This window comes from Undibacterium sp. CCC3.4 (assembly GCF_034347425.1).
In the GTDB taxonomy this organism is placed as follows: Bacteria; Pseudomonadota; Gammaproteobacteria; order Burkholderiales; family Burkholderiaceae_D; genus Undibacterium.
On the sequence record NZ_CP133779.1, the window covers coordinates 793027 to 814500 of the forward strand.

10 protein-coding genes are annotated in these 21474 nt (G+C 55.4%); 3 read left to right on the plus strand and 7 right to left on the minus strand.

Annotated features, from left to right (window positions below; translation table 11 throughout):
* Positions 1 to 2: 2 nt before the first annotated feature.
* The 7 genes from RHM61_RS03670 to mutM all read right to left on the minus strand — a co-directional run bounded on the left by RHM61_RS03670 (position 3) and on the right by mutM (position 17844).
* Entirely contained in the window at positions 3 to 10028 is a 10026-nt protein-coding gene (locus RHM61_RS03670) for a hypothetical protein (protein WP_322249784.1), read from the minus strand.
* A 386-nt stretch (positions 10029 to 10414) separates the two neighbouring features.
* Positions 10415 to 11581, minus strand: a complete 1167-nt coding sequence (locus RHM61_RS03675) for an ABC transporter permease (RefSeq protein ID WP_322249785.1) — start codon at positions 11579 to 11581, stop codon at positions 10415 to 10417.
* A complete protein-coding gene (locus RHM61_RS03680) occupies positions 11578 to 12381 on the minus strand; it encodes an ATP-binding cassette domain-containing protein (protein ID WP_322249786.1) in 804 nt (267 codons plus the stop codon). Before RHM61_RS03680 ends, RHM61_RS03675 begins: the two co-directional genes overlap by 4 nt.
* Positions 12378 to 13805 carry an alpha/beta hydrolase gene (locus RHM61_RS03685; protein WP_322249788.1) on the minus strand — a complete coding sequence of 476 codons (1428 nt, stop codon included), beginning with the start codon at positions 13803 to 13805 and terminating at the stop codon, positions 12378 to 12380. The genes RHM61_RS03680 and RHM61_RS03685 overlap by 4 nt, the downstream gene beginning before the upstream one ends.
* 16 nt (positions 13806 to 13821) lie before the next feature.
* Positions 13822 to 14979: an A/G-specific adenine glycosylase gene (mutY, locus tag RHM61_RS03690; protein WP_322249789.1), complete on the minus strand. Its 1158-nt coding sequence runs from the start codon at positions 14977 to 14979 to the stop codon at positions 13822 to 13824.
* A gap of 4 nt (positions 14980 to 14983) precedes the next feature.
* Positions 14984 to 16921: a dynamin family protein gene (locus RHM61_RS03695; RefSeq protein WP_322249790.1), complete on the minus strand. Its 1938-nt coding sequence runs from the start codon at positions 16919 to 16921 to the stop codon at positions 14984 to 14986.
* Positions 16922 to 17022: 101 nt separating this feature from the next.
* A complete protein-coding gene (gene mutM / locus RHM61_RS03700) occupies positions 17023 to 17844 on the minus strand; it encodes a bifunctional DNA-formamidopyrimidine glycosylase/DNA-(apurinic or apyrimidinic site) lyase (RefSeq protein WP_322249791.1) in 822 nt (273 codons plus the stop codon).
* Positions 17845 to 17974: 130 nt separating this feature from the next.
* Between mutM and RHM61_RS03705 the strand changes: the two genes are divergently transcribed.
* From RHM61_RS03705 to ispE, 3 genes are read left to right on the plus strand one after another with little or no spacing between them, the layout of a single operon-like run.
* Positions 17975 to 19822, plus strand: a complete 1848-nt coding sequence (locus RHM61_RS03705) for a tetratricopeptide repeat protein (protein WP_322249792.1) — start codon at positions 17975 to 17977, stop codon at positions 19820 to 19822.
* Positions 19823 to 19881: 59 nt separating this feature from the next.
* Positions 19882 to 20529: a lipoprotein insertase outer membrane protein LolB gene (lolB, locus tag RHM61_RS03710; RefSeq protein ID WP_322249793.1), complete on the plus strand. Its 648-nt coding sequence runs from the start codon at positions 19882 to 19884 to the stop codon at positions 20527 to 20529.
* A gap of 29 nt (positions 20530 to 20558) precedes the next feature.
* Positions 20559 to 21410: a 4-(cytidine 5'-diphospho)-2-C-methyl-D-erythritol kinase gene (ispE, locus tag RHM61_RS03715; RefSeq protein WP_322249794.1), complete on the plus strand. Its 852-nt coding sequence runs from the start codon at positions 20559 to 20561 to the stop codon at positions 21408 to 21410.
* Positions 21411 to 21474: the final 64 nt, after the last annotated feature.

Here is a 21474-nt window from a genome sequence, read left to right on the forward strand (position 1 = left end):
GCCTAGCGAGAATTAATGTACGAACTCCGTTTTTTTACATTATCGATCGGTGTAGTGAGCCAACCTTCTGCGTCTGCAATCACTTCGTTGAGCAGTGTTTCGTCTATTGGGTAACTGGCAAGAATGGCGGCGGGAGTGACGGAAGCAGTGGGAGCGGCGGGAGCGGCGGGAGCGGCGGGAGCGGCATTTTTTCCTAAGATCACCACTTTAATACCGCCATGCAGATTGGCATTGCTGTCTATCGTCGTATCGCTGTGAATGTCCCCTATCGTCGCCACCGCAGCAACGCTGTCGACCGCACCTGTTACTGCCGTCGCGCCGGCACCAGCAACTGTCACGTTCCCAGCACTCCGCACGCTGCCACTACTGGTGAGAGTCATCTTACCGACCGCGTTCAGCGTGGCACTACCGGAACCACCTCTAAGCGTACCAGCGATCGTGGCGTCGCCTCCGCTGGCCACACTGATACCGTTACTACCACTCAAGATGCTGCTCGCAGCCACAGTCACCGGTATGCCGAGAACGATCACTTGTTGACCTGCTTGCAGCGCGCTCGTACCCTTAGCTATTGTGTTACTCGTGACACTGCCTATCGTCACATTGCCGAGCGTAGAGTTCGCTGCACCAGCGACATCGGTCACCGTCGTGCCTGCCACCAGTACATTGCCATTGCTGCTGTTGACGCTGCCCGTTGCAGTTTCGATCACATTGCTACCGCTAACCAGCGCATCACCAACGCTGTTGACCACGCCGGCTACCGTCACATTCGCTGCGCCATTGATCTTGACGCTTTGTGCCGTCACGGTACCGCTGCTGCCCAAGGTGACCGGAGCGCTGCTGGCCGCATTGCCAATCGTGACCAGACCACCACTACTGTTCGCAGCACCATCGACTTCTGTACTATTAACACCGACTATCGTGACACCCGTTGCACCGGCTACGCTGCCGCCAGCAACCATCATCGCACCGGCTGCAGTCAAGTTCGCGCTACCAGCGCCACCACTGAGCGTACCGGCGATTGTGGCGTCACCTCCGCTGGTGACGCTGATACCGTTATTACCAGTTAAGGTGCTGTTCGCCGCCACCGTCAAAGGTATGCCGAGAATAATCACTTGTTGACCCGCAGTGAGTGCACTCGTACCCTCAACGGTCGTGCTACTCGTCACGCTGCCTATCGTCACATTGCCCGTTGTAGAGTTCGCCGCACCAGCAACATCAGTCACCGTCGTTCCTGCTATCAGCACATTACCAGCGCTGCTGTTGACGCTGCCGCTGGCTGCTTCCTGCACATTGCTACCGCTGACTAAGGCGTCGCCGACGCTGTTGACGACACCAGCTACCGTCACATTCGCTGCACCATTGATCTTGACGCTTTGCGCGGTCACAGTTCCAGTACTACCCAAGGTGACCGGTGCGTTGCTAGCCGCATTACCGATGGTGACCAGGCCACCGCTACTGTTCGCAGCACCATCCACTTCGGTACCGTTGACACCGACTATCGTCACACCTGTCGCTCCCGCTACGCTGCCGCCGGCCACCATCATCGCCCCGGCTGCATTCAAGCTCGCAGTACCAGCACCACCGCTGAGAGCGCCGGCGATTGTCGCATCGCCACCGCTGGTGACACTGATACCGTTATTACCGGTCAAGCTGCTGCCGGCCGCAATATTGACCGGTATGCCGAGTATGATTACTTGTTGACCTGCTGTGAGTGCGCTCGTGCCTTCGACTGTCGTATTACTCGTCACGCTGCCTATCGTCACATTGCCGAGCGTAGAGTTCGCCGCACCAGCAACATCAGTCACCGTCGTTCCTGCTATCAGCACATTACCAGCGCTGCTGTTGACGCTGCCGCTGGCTGCTTCCTGCATATTGCTACCGCTGACTAAGGCGTCGCCGACGCTGTTGACCACACCGGCTACCGTCACATTCGCGGCACCATTGATCTTGACGCTTTGCGCGGTCACAGTTCCAGTACTACCCAAGGTGACCGGTGCGTTGCTAGCCGCATTACCGATGGTGACCAGGCCACCGCTACTGTTCGCAGCACCATCCACTTCGGTACCGTTGACACCGACTATCGTCACACCTGTCGCTCCCGCTACGCTGCCGCCGGCCACCATCATCGCCCCGGCTGCATTCAAGCTCGCAGTACCAGCACCACCGCTGAGCGTTCCGGCGATTGTGGCGTCACCTCCGCTGGTGACGCTGATACCGTTATTACCAGTTAAGGTGCTGTTCGCCGCCACCGTCACCGGTATGCCGAGAATAATCACTTGTTGACCCGCAGTGAGTGCACTCGTACCCTCAACGGTCGTGCTACTCGTCACGCTGCCTATCGTCACATTGCCCGTTGCAGAGTTCGCTGCACCAGCAACATCAGTCACCGTCGTTCCTGCTATCAGCACATTACCAGCGCTGCTGTTGACGCTGCCGCTGGCTGCTTCCTGCACATTGCTACCGCTGACTAAGGCGTCGCCGACGCTGTTGACGACACCAGCTACCGTTACATTCGCGGCACCATTGATCTTGACACTTTGTGCCGTCACCGTTCCTGTGCTACCCAAGGTCACCGGTGCGCTGCTAGCCGCATTACCGATGGTGACCAGGCCACCGCTACTGTTCGCAGCACCATCAACTTCGGTACTATTAACACCGACTATCGTGACACCCGTTGCACCGGCTACGCTACCGCCAGCAACCATCATCGCACCGGCTGCATTCAAGTTCGCGCTACCAGCGCCACCACTGAGCGTACCGGCGATTGTGGCGTCACCTCCGCTGGTGACGCTGATACCGTTATTACCAGTTAAGGTGCTGTTCGCCGCCACCGTCAAAGGTATGCCGAGAATAATCACTTGTTGACCCGCAGTGAGTGCACTCGTACCCTCAACGGTCGTGCTACTCGTCACGCTGCCTATCGTCACATTGCCCGTTGTAGAGTTCGCCGCACCAGCAACATCAGTCACCGTCGTTCCTGCTATCAGCACATTACCAGCGCTGCTGTTGACGCTGCCGCTGGCTGCTTCCTGCACATTGCTACCGCTGACTAAGGCGTCGCCGACGCTGTTGACGACACCAGCTACCGTTACATTCGCGGCACCATTGATCTTGACACTTTGTGCCGTCACCGTTCCTATGCTACCCAAGGTCACCGGTGCGCTGCTAGCCGCATTACCGATGGTGACCAGGCCACCGCTGCTGTTAGCTGCACCATCAACTTCAGTGCTATTAACACCGACTATCGTGACACCCGTTGCACCGGCTACGCTGCCGCCAGCCACCATCATCGCACCCGCTGCATTCAAGTTCGCGCTACCAGCGCCACCACTGAGCGTGCCGGCGATGGTGGCATCACCACCGCTGGTGACGTTGATACCCTGTGCGCCGGTCAGTGTGCTGTTCGCCGCGATATTTACCGGTATGCCGAGAATGATCACTTGTTGACCGGCCTTCAGCGCACTCGTACCTTCCACTTTCGTGCTACTCGTGACACTACCTATGGTCACATTGTTTCCTGCGGAATTGGCCGCACCAGCGACATCAGTCACCGTCGTTCCTGCTATCAGCACATTACCAGCGCTGCTGTTGACGCTGCCGCTGGCTGCTTCCTGCACATTGCTACCGCTGACTAAGGCGTCGCCGACGCTGTTGACGACACCGGCTACCGTTACATTCGCGGCACCATTGATCTTGACACTTTGCGCGGTCACCGTGCCAGTACTACCCAAGGTGACCGGTGCGTTGCTGGCGGCATTACCAATCGTTACCAAGCCACCGCTGCTGTTCGCAGCACCATCAACTTCGGTACTATTAACACCGACTATCGTGACACCCGTTGCACCGGCTACGCTGCCGCCAGCAACCATCATCGCACCGGCTGCATTCAAGCTCGCAGTACCAGCACCACCGCTGAGAGCGCCGGCGATTGTCGCATCGCCACCGCTGGTGACACTGATACCGTTATTACCGGTCAAGCTGCTGCCGGCCGCAATATTGACCGGTATGCCGAGTATGATTACTTGTTGACCTGCTGTGAGTGCGCTCGTGCCTTCGACTGTCGTATTACTCGTCACGCTGCCTATCGTCACATTGCCGAGCGTAGAGTTCGCCGCACCAGCAACATCGGTCACCGTTGTTCCTGCCATCAGCACATTACCAGCGCTGCTGTTGACGCTGCCGCTGGCTGCTTCCTGCACATTGCTACCGCTGACTAAGGCGTCGCCGACGCTGTTGACGACACCAGCTACCGTTACATTCGCGGCACCATTGATCTTGACACTTTGTGCCGTCACCGTTCCTGTGCTACCCAAGGTCACCGGTGCGCTGCTAGCCGCATTACCGATGGTGACCAGGCCACCGCTACTGTTCGCAGCACCATCAACTTCGGTACTATTAACACCGACTATCGTGACACCCGTTGCACCGGCTACGCTGCCGCCGGCAACCATCATCGCACCGGCTGCATTCAAGCTCGCAGTACCAGCACCACCGCTGAGCGTACCGGCGATGGTGGCATCACCACCGCTGGTAACGCTGATACCGTTATTACCAGTTAAGGTGCTGTTCGCAGCCACCGTCACAGGTATGCCGAGAATGATCACTTGTTGACCCGCAGTGAGTGCGCTCGTGCCTTCGACTGTCGTATTACTCGTGACACTACCTATCGTCACATTGCCCGTTGTAGAGTTCGCCGCACCAGCAACATCGGTCACCGTTGTTCCTGCCATCAGCACATTACCAGCGCTGCTGTTGACGCTGCCGCTTGCCGCTTCTTGGACATTGCTACCGCTAACCAGTGCATCACCGACGCTGTTGACGACACCAGCTACCGTCACATTCGCGGCACCATTGATCTTGACGCTTTGCGCGGTCACAGTTCCAGTACTACCCAAGGTGACCGGTGCGTTGCTGGCGGCATTACCAATCGTTACCAAGCCACCGCTACTGTTCGCAGCACCATCAACTTCGGTGCTATTAACACCGACTATCGTGACACCCGTTGCACCGGCTACGCTGCCGCCGGCAACCATCATCGCACCCGCTGCATTCAAGTTCGCGCTACCAGCGCCACCACTGAGCGTGCCGGCGATGGTGGCATCACCACCGCTGGTGACGTTGATACCCTGTGCGCCGGTCAGTGTGCTGTTCGCCGCGATATTTACCGGTATGCCGAGAATGATCACTTGTTGACCGGCCTTCAGCGCACTCGTACTTTCCACTTTCGTGCTACTCGTGACACTACCTATGGTCACATTGTTTCCTGCGGAATTGGCCGCACCAGCGACATCAGTCACCGTCGTTCCTGCTATCAGCACATTACCAGCGCTGCTGTTGACGCTGCCGCTGGCTGCTTCCTGCACATTGCTACCGCTGACTAAGGCGTCGCCGACGCTGTTAACTACACCAGCTACCGTCACATTCGCTGCACCATTGATCTTGACGCTTTGTGCTGTCACTGTTCCTGTACTGCCCAAGGTCACCGGTGCGCTGCTAGCCGCATTACCGATGGTGACCAGGCCACCGCTGCTATTAGCTGCACCATCAACTTCAGTGCTATTAACACCGACTATCGTGACACCCGTTGCACCGGCTACGCTGCCGCCGGCAACCATCATCGCACCCGCTGCATTCAAGTTCGCGCTACCAGCGCCACCACTGAGCGTGCCGGCGATGGTGGCATCACCACCGCTGGTGACGTTGATACCCTGTGCGCCGGTCAGTGTGCTGTTCGCCGCGATATTTACCGGTATGCCGAGAATGATCACTTGTTGACCGGCCTTCAGCGCACTCGTACCTTCCACTTTCGTGCTACTCGTGACACTACCTATGGTCACATTGTTTCCTGCGGAATTAGCCGCACCAGCGACATCAGTCACCGTCGTTCCTGCTATCAGCACATTACCAGCGCTGCTGTTGACGCTGCCGCTGGCTGCTTCCTGCACATTGCTACCGCTGACTAAGGCGTCGCCGACGCTGTTAACTACACCAGCTACCGTCACATTCGCTGCACCATTGATCTTGACACTTTGCGCGGTCACTGTTCCTGTACTGCCCAAGGTGACCGGTGCGTTGCTGGCGGCATTACCAATCGTTACCAAGCCACCGCTACTGTTCGCAGCACCATCAACTTCGGTACTATTAACACCGACTATCGTGACACCCGTTGCACCGGCTACGCTACCGCCAGCAACCATCATCGCACCGGCTGCATTCAAGCTCGCAGCACCAGCACCACCGCTGAGCGTACCGGCGATGGTGGCGTCACCTCCGCTGATGACACTGATACCGTTATTACCAGTTAAGGTGCTATTCGCCGCCACCGTCACCGGTATGCCGAGAATAATCACTTGTTGACCGGCTGTGAGAGCACTCGTACCCTCAACGGTCGTGCTACTCGTCACGCTGCCTATCGTCACATTGCCCGTTGTAGAGTTCGCCGCACCAGCAACATCAGTCACCGTCGTTCCTGCCATCAGCACATTACCAGCGCTGCTGTTGACGCTGCCGCTGGCTGCTTCCTGCACATTGCTACCGCTGACTAAGGCATCACCGACGCTGTTGACGACACCGGCTACCGTTACATTCGCGGCACCATTGATCTTGACACTTTGCGCGGTCACCGTGCCAGTACTACCCAAGGTGACCGGTGCGTTGCTGGCGGCATTACCAATCGTTACCAAGCCACCGCTGCTGTTAGCTGCACCATCAACTTCGGTGCTATTAACACCGACTATCGTGACACCCGTTGCACCGGCTACGCTACCGCCAGCAACCATCATCGCACCGGCTGCATTCAAGCTCGCAGCACCAGCACCACCGCTGAGCGTACCGGCGATGGTGGCGTCACCTCCGCTGATGACACTGATACCGTTATTACCAGTTAAGGTGCTATTCGCCGCCACCGTCACCGGTATGCCGAGAATAATCACTTGTTGACCGGCTGTGAGAGCACTCGTACCCTCAACGGTCGTGCTACTCGTGACACTACCTATGGTCACATTGTTTCCTGCGGAATTGGCCGCACCAGCGACATCAGTCACCGTCGTTCCTGCTATCAGCACATTACCAGCGCTGCTGCTGATGCTGCCGCTAGCTGTTTCCGTCAAAGAGTTAGCCGTGATACTGGTGCCGGCAACACTGTGAACCGTCCCACTGACCGACACTGGCCCGCTGGTAGCAATACTCACAGTTTGTCCGCTCAATGTCCCAGTAACATTGAAGGGAACGGTAGCGCTGGTGGAGCTGATGCTGATGCCCTTGGTAAAATTGACCGTATTACCTGGATTAAAATTCACGCCACTCGCTTGACTGAGATCGATAGCAAATATATTTGCCCCGCCCAAGGCCGTCAAAAATCCATCACTGATGCCCGAGGTATCATTGGCCTTCGCCGCGGCACCACCGACATCGACTACCACGCCAACCGGCGTGAAAATAACGGTACCGCCGACATTGAAATGATTGAGTGCAGGGTTATTGACACCGGTATTTTGTATGATGCCACTGCCCTCCAGTGTCAGATTATTATGGGCGTTAATCGTCAATTGATTGAGCACCAGTTCTGACGATTTCAACTTGTCGTTATTCGTCGTCAGCGAAACATTGTTCCCGCCGATAGTTCCATACAAGCCCACATCCAAACCGGTATTTTTATACGTGCCGGTGGTGATATCGTAAATATTATTAACCGGCATATGAATATTGACATCACCATTCACCGCCACGATGCTATCGGTGAGGTCAATCATACGAAACGGTGCGGCATTGCGGTAGACGTCACCGGCGGCGGCATCGATGGTGATATTGCCGCTGCCATTTTGTAAAATATGGCTGCTATTGCGCACGTAGATCGCTGTATTGTTTACCGGCCCACCGCCATCGCCGGCCACACCAAGACGCTGATGCGAATTAATCAACGTAATATCTCCACTGCCATCATGCTGTATCGTCGAGGCATTGTTGATATACATACCGTAGTTGGTGAAGGTGGCATTGTTATCATGCGAGAGCGTGATATTAATAGGCTTGCTGCCGGTCGCCTTGATGGTTGACGCAGACAAAAACATGTCGCTGTATTGACCAGCGCTGGCAGTATTGGCGTCGAAGTTTCCATTGATGGTGACGCCGCCGGCCGCCACAGCAATGTTGGAGCTGTTAATAGAGAGAATACTGTTACCCACATCAACCGTTGATTTTGAACTGCTGGCATTGAGATTGAAATCGCCGCCTTGTGTCGAAATTTGACCGTTATTCATATACATGCTGCTGATACCGAGTGTGCCACCGACCCCGCCGTTGAAATTGACGTTGCCACCATTCGTTTGTATGGTCTGCACACCGGCCACGCCATTGATGCTTAAACCACCCAGATCGGTGATGAGGCTGCTGTTGGCGCGCGTATTGAGTGCGACATTGAGCGTACCGATGCCGCTGGCAAGAATGCGGGCGCCGGCATCGAGAGTAATATTTTGGTCGGCATTGACGGTCAAATTCGTGTTTCCACCCAAAGTTTTATTAATGATCGCTGCACCGCCTGCATCGGCTGTGCCGCTGAAAAGCACATTGCCGACGTTACCAGTCGTGTTATTGATATGCGTATCGATCACGACATTGGTACCGCCATTCAAGGCGGCATTGATATCCCCATCTTTAACGCTGCTAACATTAAAACCACCACCGCTGGCAGCACCAGAAACGATAGTAATATTTGTCGGATCCATCAACCAAGTGCCGTTGCTAGCGCTGTGATTGCGTGCGCTCGCATCGACGCTGATGTCGGCGACATTCAAGCTCTGCTTACCGGAGGTTTCTACCAAACCACCATCCCCACCGAGCAGCCCGCCGCGTGCGGTCAGCGTCCCGCCGGCATGGGTTTGCTTATCAGACCAAACGATAATTTCACCACCATGACCATACTCCAGCGCATCGGCATGCAGTGTTGCACCGGGCGCGACAGTCGTCGTTAAGGCATTGGGCAGGTCGGCATTTTTCCCTTGATAGCCACCGCCTAGAAATATACTGCCGCCGCCTAACCTGCCGGAAGTATTGAGCTGTGCCGTGCTGGTCAGGGTGAGCGTTTCTCCCAGTATCTGAACTTGCCCGCCCTTACCATAGTTGGCGTCTTGCTGCGCGTTTTGCCAGCGTTTTTGCGTACTCGGATCAGGTAAATTGATCGATGCTAACGCAGCGGCGTTGGTGGCTGTAATCGTGCCATCAACATACGCCGTGCCACTGGCTTTAATCACCACCTCACCATGTTCATTGAGCGCCGCAGTATTGGCATTAATAAGCCCCGATACTTGGATGTCATGCGCAATCAAGGCCGCCTTCAAGCCATTGCCAAGCAATGACCCCAGATTAATCACTTTATTGTCCGGTGCCGTCACCACCAGTGACAAGGCCGGATTATAGATATCGACTAAGGTGACACTTTGACCGGCCAATAACATGATGCTGCCGTGATCGGCTTTGATGATGCCATTATTTTGTACCGTGTTGCCGAGCAAGGCGATACTGCCGGCATTGCTGATCAGCGTGCCGTTGTTGGTGACGTTTTCTCCCAGGCCGTTTTTTTGAAATGAATAATTCCCATTAAGAAAATCTTTATCACTCAATGCCAGCGTTGATGCCACTAAGCCCGCCGTATCGACGCGCGCACCGGCACCGAATACGATGCCGTTAGGATTGATTAAAAATACCCGCCCATTCGAAGTCAGCGTACCCAAGATGCTGCTCGGTGCGACGCCACTGACACGGTTCAATACCGCGCTATTGGCATTCTGCTGGGCAAATCGGACGACCTCATCGACAGCAATATTGAAGCCATTCCATTTAATGATGGCATTCGGGCTATTGGTCACCGTCATCACCTTACCGTTTTGCGTGATCACCACTTGACCATTGACGATGGTCGCATTCAAAGGCGTGACACCGATCGCTGCAGTGGGCATGAAACACAGGGAAATGCTCAGTATGCTTGGCCGAAAATTGAATCGGCAAACAAGCAGGTGACGACTATTTTTCATGGAATTCTCTCAGCAGTTGATTGGAGGAAACCAAACAAAAGAAACTGATAAAAATAAGCTGATGTAAAAAGATCTATCTCAGATATTTAGCGACCGCGCAAAATAATTGTCAATTTTAAAATATTAAAAATATAGAAAAATAGGCTATTTGTTGACCGTTCAGCACATCAAGAATAATTTCGTCGCAAGCCAGCAACAGGGGCGAAAAATTAAATTTCTGAGTGGGAAATTTCACTGCACGCGGAGTTTACCCACAGCATTTTTTTAAATGCTGTGTCGCAATTTATGGAAATTACTTGAAGGAAAATTGATACTGAGAAAATTTTTTCACCAAAAAAATTCAGCATTAATTTGAGAGGAATGATTGTAGCCTGCTGGAAAAACTTTCAGCCTTCCAACACGACCCGGCGCATCTTACGCGCGATGCGATACAACACCAACAGCGTCAGCACCGCGCACACCAAGGCGGCCGCCAGCAACGCCGCCAGTGTGGGTGGCTGTCCCTTCAGCACTTGGTTCATCATTTGGTTTTGCGCCAGCACCGGCAGCCATTGAAACCAAGTCGGTTCGCGGCCGGGGAACAGCACAGGCAGTAAACTGACCAAGGGTATCAAGATCGTCACGAGCTGATTTCTGACTTGCGCTTCCTTGTAAGTTTTACAGTCGAGTGCAATCGCAATTTGTAGTGCCGCCACTAAGGCCGCCAGCGGCAGCAGGATTAATAAAAAATTCCCCGCATCAGCTGGACCGAACTGGAACTCGGCACGCAGGGTATCACTGCGCAGCAGCCACTGCGCCGGAAAAAAACTGGCGATTGTTAAGCTTGCCACAGTCCAACTCAGCAGTGTCACCGCGCCCCATTTACCGAGCGCCAATTGCGTACCGCTCAAGGGATTCATCATCAAGGGTTCGAGTGAACCGCGCTCGCGTTCGCCGGCCGTGCTATCGATGGCAGCGACCATGCCACTGATGACGATGGCCATCATGACCATCATCGGCAACATTTCGGTCAAGCTGCCTTTGCGGCTTTCGGCCGCCTGCACATTGCGTTCGCGGATCTCTACCATCTGCAGCAATTCTGTCGATACGCCACGCAGGCTCAGCAAACGCAGCGTGGTTTCCTGCGCATAGGCAGTCAACAAGCGGCGCAGTGCGCGGACTCCGAACTGGGCCGGGCGGTTGCCGCTGTCATAGGCAATTTCCAAACTGACTTTTTCACCGGCGGCGAGTTTTTTTGAAAAATCGGCCGGTATGATTAAGACCGGCGCGTCGAGTTCTTTACTGCGCGATTTAGCGACATAATCGGCCGGTGCCGGCACAATTTGATAAGCATTGCGTAAGATGAAATTTTCCAATTCGGGTGCCGCTGCGATACCAACTACCAGCACACTGCGACGCTCGTCTTGGCTTTCCATTTGGGCCAGCAGAACTGAAAAAATCAATAACAATAAAGGCACGGCCAACATGGAACTGAGCAGTGCGGTCAACAAAGTGCGGCGGTCACGCAGCGCATCGAGCAATTCTTTGCGCACGATAATCAGGCTGCGTTTCATCGTCCCCCCGCGCGCTCGGCCATCGTATCGGCGAACGCCAGCTTGACGAAGGCATCTTCAAAATCTGCTTCCTGCGCCTGCGCCAGTAATTGTGCCACGCTACCCTCGGCGACGGTGCGACCGGCGGCAATCACCACCACGCGATCGCACAAACGCTCAACCTCGGGCATGATATGAGTAGAAAAAATAATGCATTTTCCACCGCCTTCGGGCGCACGTAGCCAACGTAAAAATTCGCGCAAAGCACGATTGGCGAGCACATCAAGACCATTGGTCGGTTCATCGAGAATAATATTGTGCGGATCATGCACTAAGGCGCGTGCCAGCGCCGTTTTCATGCGTTCACCCTGACTGAAACCAGCACAGCGACGCTCGAGCAAATGGCCCATATCGAGCCAGTGCGCCAGTTGCTCACAGCGTCGTCGCGCCGCCGCCGCCGACATGCCATGCAATAAGCCGTAGTATTCAATGTTTTCGCGCGCGCTTAAGCGTGGGTACAAACCGCGGGCGTCAGATAAAATTCCTAACCGCGCTTGCGTGCTCACCTGTCCGGCACAAACGGCTAGGCCATCGACGCGCAGCGTGCCGCGATCGGGTGCCAGCAAACCGGCCACCATGCGCAGGGCGGTGGTTTTGCCGGCACCATTGGCCCCCAATAAGCCGGTGATGCAGCCGTCCTCGGCACGCAGGCTCAGGCCATTGACGGCCGCGACCGTGGCAGCATGGCCGCGCCCGAACCAGCCCATCACACCAGGGGCCGGCAGCCTAAAGTGTTTAACGACATCATCGATTTCTATCATGGCAAACCCGCCGGTGTCAGCGGCTGCCACGCCAGCGCGCGCGGAATCGGCCGCAGGCAGCCGGTACCAAGTTCAAGGGCAGCGGCAGCCGTGGCGGCATCGATGAAATGAAATACCAGCTCACGCACACAGCCTTGTGCCAGCATGCCGTGGCCGGCATGCTCTAGTGTCAGATGCAAGGCGAGTGGGCCGAGTGCCGCGCTGACCGCGGCACCATGCCGTATCGGCGTGACCGGATCGATGCCGCCGCTCAGTAGCAATACCGGTGAGGCGGCCGCAGGCAGTGTAAAAAAACCTGCCGGGATGTTGGCACGCGGCCAGTCGCGGCAGACTTGATCGTAAAACTGCCGAGTATTGGCATCGAAGTCATCCTGCGGTGCGGCCAAGGGGCGCGCATAGGCTTCGCTACACCAAACTGAGAAGTGCATGCCGTCGGCGATTGCGCCGGCAGTTGCGGCATTGGTGGCGGCACTGACGGTGATGAGCGGGGCGAAGTCACCGCGCCACGCGGCACTGATTAAATACGGTAAGGCGGCCGCCTGCTCGGCTTGGTACAAACTGGTTTGTACCAGATTGAGCAAGATTTCTCGCCGCATCGTCAACTGCAGGGGGGTGCCCAGGCGGGGATGGGTCAGGCGTATCGGACGGGGCAAGCTATTGAGCAATTCTTTCCAGCGCCGCGGCAAGTCCGGATAGCTGGCACCACAGGCTGCTTGTTTAGCGCAATCGGCAAACACGGCATCGAGCGCCACTTGCGCATCCTGATTCGGCAAGCCCAAGCTCGGTGCTACCACGCCATCGAGCACCAAACGCCGCAGCGCCTGCGGGAATTGGCGCTGGTATTCCAAACCGACCCGGCTACCGTAAGAGATACCGAGCACATTGATACGCGGATAGCTTAATTGCAAGCGCACCGCCTCGATATCTTGCACGGCAATGCTGGTGCTGAAAAAACGCAAATCGCCATACGGCAAGCTTTGCAATTGTTGCAGGCAGGATCGCGCTTGCGCCAAGCTTTGCGGCAAACTGGCCAAGCCGGCATCGCCTGCCGAGCTCGGACAATTCAGCGGCGCGCTGCGGCCAGTGCCACGCTGATCGATGAACACCAAGTCACGACGCTGATTGAGCCGACCCAACAAGGCCTGAGCAGTGGCTGCCAGCGCGATGGCACTCTGACCTGGCCCACCGGCCAGCAGAAACACGGCATCGCTGAGTTTATTTTTATCTTGCGAGGGCAGCACCACGTAGTGCACGGTGATTTTCTTGCCCTGCGGCGCAGCTGGGTCGAGCGCACGCTCAATCTGACCGCAGCGTACTTCTTGCGGAAAATCGGGCAAGCGACAGGCGCGCAGCACCGTGCCAGCCTGCACCGGCAAGCCAGCACAGGCGAATAACAAGACGACGAGCAGGTGGCGCAAGGACACGGTCAGCTCCCGCTGATTAAGAAGGATAGCCAGCCGGCTCGGCTTCGTGCTGTAGCGATAACAACAGTGTCTTGATCGGTGCCGGCAAGGCCGCCGTCGCCAGCTCGCTTAAATTGGTCCACACATACTGGTCTTGTCCGGCAAAATGATAGCGTTGGTGCAACTCAACCAAACAAGGCTGTATGTGTAATTTGAAATGGGTAAACACATGCTCTATCGGTGGCAAGGGGCGCAAGGCTGCGGCTTGGCCGAAGCGGGCAATCAACGTGTGTAAGGCCGGGTCGAGCTGGGCCGCGGCGTGCGTAGCCTCATCGTGTTCCTGCATACCATCAAATTCCGGCAACGATAACAAGCCACCCCAGATACCGCTGTCAGGGCGGCGTTCCAGCAAAACCTGGCGATCGTTGATCATTACCAGCATCAAGGCTTGCTTGTGCCTTTGCGCTTTTTTTGGTTTTCTGGTCGGCAGTTCTGCGGTACGATCTTGCGCATAAGCTACACAGCGGGCTTGCATAGGACAAATCCCACATTGCGGTCGACTACGGGTGCAGACGGTGGCACCGAGGTCCATCAAGCCTTGCGTATAGGCTTCAATTTCAGTCTCTGGCAACAAGGCTTCGGCACGTTGCCACATCAGGGTTTCAACCGGCTTGCTGCCGGGATAACCGGCAATACCAAACACTCGGGCAAACACCCGCTTCACATTACCGTCGAGAATAGCCGCCACGGTGCCATAAGAAAATGCCGTAATCGCTGCGGCAGTCGAGCGACCGATGCCAGGCAATTGCGCCAGCAAGCCTGGATCGGCTGGAAATTCGCCGGCATACTCAGCCACCACTTGTTTGGCGCATTGGTGTAAATTCCGCGCCCGCGTGTAGTAGCCGAGGCCGCTCCAATGCTCCATCACCGCTTGCGCCGGTGCGGCTGCCAGCGCTTGTACGGTGGGAAAGCTGTGCAAAAATTTTTGATAATACGGAATCACCGCCGTCACCTGGGTTTGCTGCAGCATGATTTCTGACAGCCAAACGCGGTAGGCGGCGCGGCTTTGTTGCCAAGGCAAGGCATGCCGACCGGCGCTTTTTTGCCACCTTATCAGGGCGTGGGAAAAACTCGGATCGAGATACTCAGGGTGGGTGAATTGGGCGGCGGCGACGGCCGCAATACGAGCTTTCATTAAATCAGGCAGCAATCTTCAACTTATTCAAATCGGCAAACAAAGCATTTTTTAAATTCTCTTCAAGCAAAGTCAGCTGGGCTTTTTGCGCATCGACTTCTTGCTGCATCGTTACGAATGAGGCAATTCTATCTTCCAAGCTATCGGTGGCAACATGGATGCGCTGTATCGATTGCATGCGGTTTTTCAATTGCCCCTTATGCTCACGAATTTGCGCTTCCAGCGGTGCCATCACTACCTTTTGCCAAGCTTCGACATCTTTATTGGCTTGTAAAAAATTTTGCTTCACACGGGCCGCAACCGAATCAAAAAATTTATGCACCAAAGCCACGCGTGTATTGGTCAGCATGGTGGTAGTGGAAAATTGCTTTTGATAAACAGCTTCGATGGCCTCAAGTTCTTTGATGTACTTATCGAGCGAAAATGGCATCGGCGCAGTCAGTGCCAAGCCATGTTCGGTGGAAAATTTTCTATACATGACGACCATCATCTCGGAAATTTCATCGGTCTTTTGATTTGAGGTGAGTAAATTAAGCTTAATCTGTGCAAAAAATTGTCTGACTGCTTCACGCAAGCCCATAGACAAATAACTGTTTTCCATGGCCGAGCGCGTTTTGCGTATTTCTTCGCGCAAAATATCCATGCCCAAGCTGGTATACACCTCAGTCGACAAGCGCGTAAACACGGCACGGGTGCCCTGCATACGTATCAAACTGGCATCGAATTCTTTTTTCTCGGCATCGACTCGACGCATCATGTGTTCGATCACATTCATGTTTTTGCCGCGCAAACTCGTGAGTTCCAACATTTGCTCGACCACGCTGCGACTGCGCGCCGCGACCAGCGCTTGCTGTGCGTGGGTGATTTCATGAATTTCCGCAACCATTTGGGCCCGAATGATGTCCTGCTTGGAGGGAATCAATTCCTTCGATAAAGCATATTCCAGCGTCGGTAAACGGCTCTTGGCCAGCAGCGGTGCATCCTTATTGATTTTTGCCACCAAGCCTTTTTGTGCCGAGACGGGAAACACTTGCTTCTCTCCCAGTCCCAAGGTGTGCGCGACGGTGCTGACTTGGCGTACCAATTGCGCTTCGATTTCTTCCGGCGTGCGCAATTCATCCCACATGCTGTCGATTTTATTGAGCACCACCATACGACCTGGCCCGCTGCCTATGTGATTGCGCCAGACATCGATATCGCTCTTGGTCACGCCTGTATCGGCGGCCAAGATGAACAACACGGCGTGGGCATTCGGGATCAGATTGAGGGTCAGCTCGGGTTCGGTACCGATGGCGTTGAGCCCTGGGGTATCGACTATGATCAAGCCCTCTTTGAGTAAAGGATGGGGGAAATTGACGATGGCATGGCGCCAGCGGGAAATTTCAACCAAGCCATCACTATCCATCTCCAGCGCGGCATCAGGGTCTTCTTCATCGAATAAGCCATACGACTTGGCAATTTCGACACTGACCTTTTTGGTCAGGCTGACTTGTTTGAAGGCTTCAAGCATACCATCGCCGGACTGTATATTCAGCGGCAAGACCGTCCAAACATGACTTTGGCCTTTGTATTCACTGGTCGATTGCGCTTGGGCGCGGGTTTCTATCGGCAGTAGACGAATACAAGGAGGAATCGTGTCGTCGTACAGTAACTCGGTCGGGCACATGGTGGTGCGACCGGCCGAAGAGGGCAAAATACGTTGGCCGTAGTCGGCGAAAAAAATTGCATTGATCAATTCCGATTTGCCGCGCGAAAACTCGGCGACAAAGGCAATCGTCAGTTTATCATCGACCAAGCGCTCCATGAGTCGTAACAGACGTTGGTCTGCCGCGGCGTCGGCCAAATCCGATCCATTTATCCAGGCACGATATTGCTCGAGGGTGGAGGCGACACCTCGGCGCCATTCGCTGTACTCTTGGAATTTTTGAACCAGATTGCTCATGTTTCCCTCAGTAAATTTCTTAGTTGGAACAGTATATAGGGAAGTATTGAAAAATACGTACAAAACCAGTCAACAGATGTTAATCCCAGCTCAAAAGTGTTTTATTTTTGACAATGTGCACAATAAAAGCTGCTGCGCTGGCCCTGACGAATTTGCCGCACCTCGTTATTGCAAATACGGCAAGCAGCACCGGCACGGTTATAGACGAAATAATTCTGCTGAAAATAACCGCTCTGGCCATTGACGCCGATAAAGTCTTTCAGACTGCTGCCGCCTTGCACGATGGCCGCCGCCAAGGTTTCACGAATTGCCGTGACCAGCAGCGCATAGCGCGCCAGAGCGATGCGGCCGGCGGCAATTTTAGGGTTAATGCCGGCCTTGAACAAACTCTCAGAAGCATAGATATTCCCCACCCCGACCACCACATCACCGGCTAACAAGGCTTGTTTGATCGAGGCGCTGCGGCCGCGCGTGGCGCGATACAAGAGCTCGGCGTCGAAGCCCTCCTCAAGCGGCTCGACCCCCAAGCCGCGCAGCAAAGCATGCTGTGCCAGTGGCCCGGCACTGTCCGGATGCCAGAGCACGGCACCGAAGCGGCGCGGGTCACACATACGCAGTAAGTGATCACCAACGACAATATCAATATGATCATGCTTGGCCGCCTCTGTGCCAGTTGGCAAGATGCGCAAATGTCCGGACATACCAAGATGAATCAGCACCGTACCATGATTAAAATGTAATAATAAATATTTGCCACGTCGACCGACCGAAACGATGCTTCTGTCGTGCAGCAGCGCCGCCAAATCGAGCGGAAACGGCCAGCGCAAACCGGCGCGGCGCATGACCACGGCAGTGACGCGGCGACCACTCAGATGGGGGGCCAAACCGCGACGTGTTACTTCAACTTCAGGTAATTCAGGCATGATTATGAACTTTATAGATAGTTACTGTTTCCAAACCTGCGCAATTTGATACAGAGTAGCGCGGTCGTTGACCACACACCATGATTACTTCAGCGTAAAATCAGCCATCACAGTTTATTCCGGATACGTTTTGAAAACACTTTCAGCTTTTGTCAGCACCTCCATTGTAGCCGCACTCCGTCCGGCAGCTACCCTCAGTTGTGTCGCGCTGTTATCGGCCTGTGCCGGCTTCGGTGGCCATGGCGGAACCCAAACCGAACAGGCACATCATGCCGAAGCGGCGGCCCAGTCTGCGCTGGCGGCCGACAAAGACCTCAACGGCACTGCCACGGCCGCGGCTGAAAATCAGGAAGGCTTGCCGAAAGTCGCACTGAGCGACGAATTACTGTACAAAATCCTGACTGCCGAAATCGCTTATCAGCGCGGCAGTTGGCAAGCTGCCTACGTCACCCTGATGGGGGCGGCACAGCAAACGCGCGATCCGCGGCTGGCGCGCCGCTCAGCCGAGATCGCGCTATCGGTGAAACAAGCCGGCGAAGCGCTGGCGGCGATACGCTTGTGGCGCGAACTGGCACCGGAATCGAATGAAGCAGCACAGTATTATCTCGGCTTCATGGTGATGAACAATAATCTCTCGGAAATCCGCAGCGTATTTTCCGAACGCTTGAAAAATGCCGATGCCGCGCAGTATCCGGTGATCATGCTGCAAGCACAGCGACTGCTGGCACGCGCACGCGATAAAAACGCCGCCTTCGATATGCTCGAAGAAACCCTGGCCCCCTACAAGGCGATTCCGGAAGCGCATTTAGCGCTGGCGCAGGGTGCCTACAACAAGGGCGACAGCCAACGCGCCATCAGTGAAGCCAGCGCCATGCTGGCGGCACGGCCCGATTCGCAACTGGCGATACTGACAATCGCGCAAGCCTCACCGCAGCCACAAGCGGCCACGGCACTGGCGGCATTTTTGAAAAAAAATCCGGGCGCGCGCGATGTTCGCCTGGCCTATGCCAGCATCTTGATCGATTTGAAGCAGCTCGATCTGGCCGCAGCCGAATTCGAATGGCTGCTGCATGAAAAAGCGGACGACCTCAATGCCATCTACACCTTGGGCATGCTGGCCTTGGAAAAAAATCAGTTCAGCAATGCGGAAACCTATTTCCTGCGTTTTTTAAAAACAGTCGAACGTACCAGTGAAGATCGCGACGTCAGCAACGCCCTGATCAATCTGGCGCGCATCGCCATCGAACGCAAAGATTACGCCGCCGCCCAAGATTGGCTGTCGAAAGTCGATGCCTTCGAAGGGAGAAACCCAGTCTGGTTCAATGTGCAGTTGCGGCGCGCGAATTTGCTGGCTAAAGATGGCAAACTCGATAGCGCCCTCGCCTTGCTCAAAGACTTGAAAACCACCACCCCGGAAGAGCAAATACAGGCGCGCCAAACCGAGGCGCAACTGCTGCGCGATGGTGGTCGCACGGTGACGGCAGCGACAGTACTGCAAGCAGCCATCAAGGCGCATCCCGAAAATCCCGATCTGATGTACGATTTTGCGATGCTGCTCGAGTCGCAGCAAGAGTATGCGCAGATGGAGCAATTACTGCGCCGCGTGATCGCCGTCGCGCCCACCAGTCAGCATGCCTACAATGCACTCGGTTACTCGTATGCCGATCGCAATATCCAACTGACCGAAGCACTGAATTTAATCCAGAAAGCCAATCAGTTGGCGGCCGATGATCCGTTCATACTCGACAGTCTGGGTTGGGCGTATTTCCGCCTCAATTTGCTCGACGATGCCGCTAAAACCCTGCAACGCGCCTATACCTTGCGGCCCGACGCCGATATCGCCGCGCATCTCGGCGAGGTCTTGCTCAGCCTGGGCAAAAAAGATGAAGCACTCACAATTTGGCGCGCCGCCCGTGCCAAAGCGCCCGACAACGCGGCGCTCAACAGTACGCTCAAACGTCTCAACATCCACGATTGACCACGCCGACGCGCCGCTCGTAAAACGGCGGCGCGTGGCTTTTTTTGATACTGCGTTCCATGCCTCTCACTATCGACCGTGTTTCACTGCCGCTGACCCTCGCCGGCGCGCTGCTGACGTTGTTGTTAAGCGCCTGCAGCAGCCTGACACCGCTCGCCACACGCGACGCCAGCGCTAGCCTCGGCACCAGCCCGGCACGTAGCTACCAAGAGCACATCCATTTGAGCGGAAAAATGTCGCTGCACTATGAGCAAGACAATAAGCCACAATTTTTGCCCGGTAATTTCGACTGGGAGCAAGAAGGTTCGCAGTTACAACTGACACTGAGCTCGCCGCTGGGATCGACCGTCGCCAAGATCAGCGCCGACGCCGACGGTGCCATGTTGGAACGCGCCGACCAAGCGCCACGCCGTGCCGCCAATCTCGACCTGCTGGTGGCCGAGGCCCTGCAGTGGCCGCTGCCGGTAACCGGGCTACGCGACTGGTTGCAAGGCTTTGTGCGTGAGTCTGGCGGTGGTGCGCGCGTCGCTGTCAGCACCAACGCCAACGGGCAGCGCTATCAAGTCGATGGCTGGACCCTGCGCTACCTGAGCTGGCAAGACGATGGCCAGTTACCGAAACGCCTGGAACTGCAACGTGATACCGCCACCGCCGGGGCCGTTCACCTCAGCATCTACCTTGCGCCCCCGACTGCCTCGGCCCCTTGAATGACGTTTGACTAATTTGGCTTACTATCATGCACCTGCGTTTAGAGCACTGCCCGGCCCCGGCCAAACTCAATTTATTTCTGCATGTTACCGGCCGGCGCGCCGATGGCTATCATCTGCTGCAAACTGCGTTTCAATTGCTTGACCATGGCGATACGCTGGACTTTGCCGTACGCGACGATGGCGCGATTATTCGCAGCAATGACATCGCCGGCGTACCGGCCGACAGCGACCTCATCGTGCGCGCCGCGCGCTTGCTACAGCAAGCCAGCGGCTGCCGCTTAGGGGCCGATCTGACGCTGCACAAGGTGCTGCCCATGGGTGGCGGCTTGGGCGGCGGCTCGTCCGATGCTGCCACTACCCTGATCGCTCTCAACCACCTGTGGGCTACCGGATTGTCACGCACGCAACTGATGGACTTGGGTTTGCAGCTCGGTGCCGACGTGCCGTTTTTTCTGTTCGGTGAAAATGCCTTTGCCGAAGGCGTGGGTGAACAATTACAGGCGATCACGACGCCAGAGTGCTGGTTCGTGGTGATAGAACCTGGGGTACAAATACCTACTCCTGCAATATTTTCATCCAAGGAGTTGACAAGAGACACGAAGCCCGTCAGAATAACGGACTTTTCCAGCACTGCTGAAATGCATTGGAAAAATGATCTGCAAACAATTGCCTGCGCAATGTTTCCGGTAGTTGACGAAGCCATACAATGGCTGTCACAATTCGGCAACGCAAAGATGACGGGTTCAGGAGCTTGTGTTTTTTGCGCTTTTTTCGAGCAATCGAAAGCCGATGAGGTGATAGCGAAAATGCCGCAGCGCTGGACAGCTTGGAAAGCAAAATCATTGAGTCGCCACCCGATGGCAGACTTAGTGAAGTAAAAAAGAATTTGGTCTGATGCCGATTTGCCGTTAAAATAGCGACAAATTCCGGACGACAGACAAA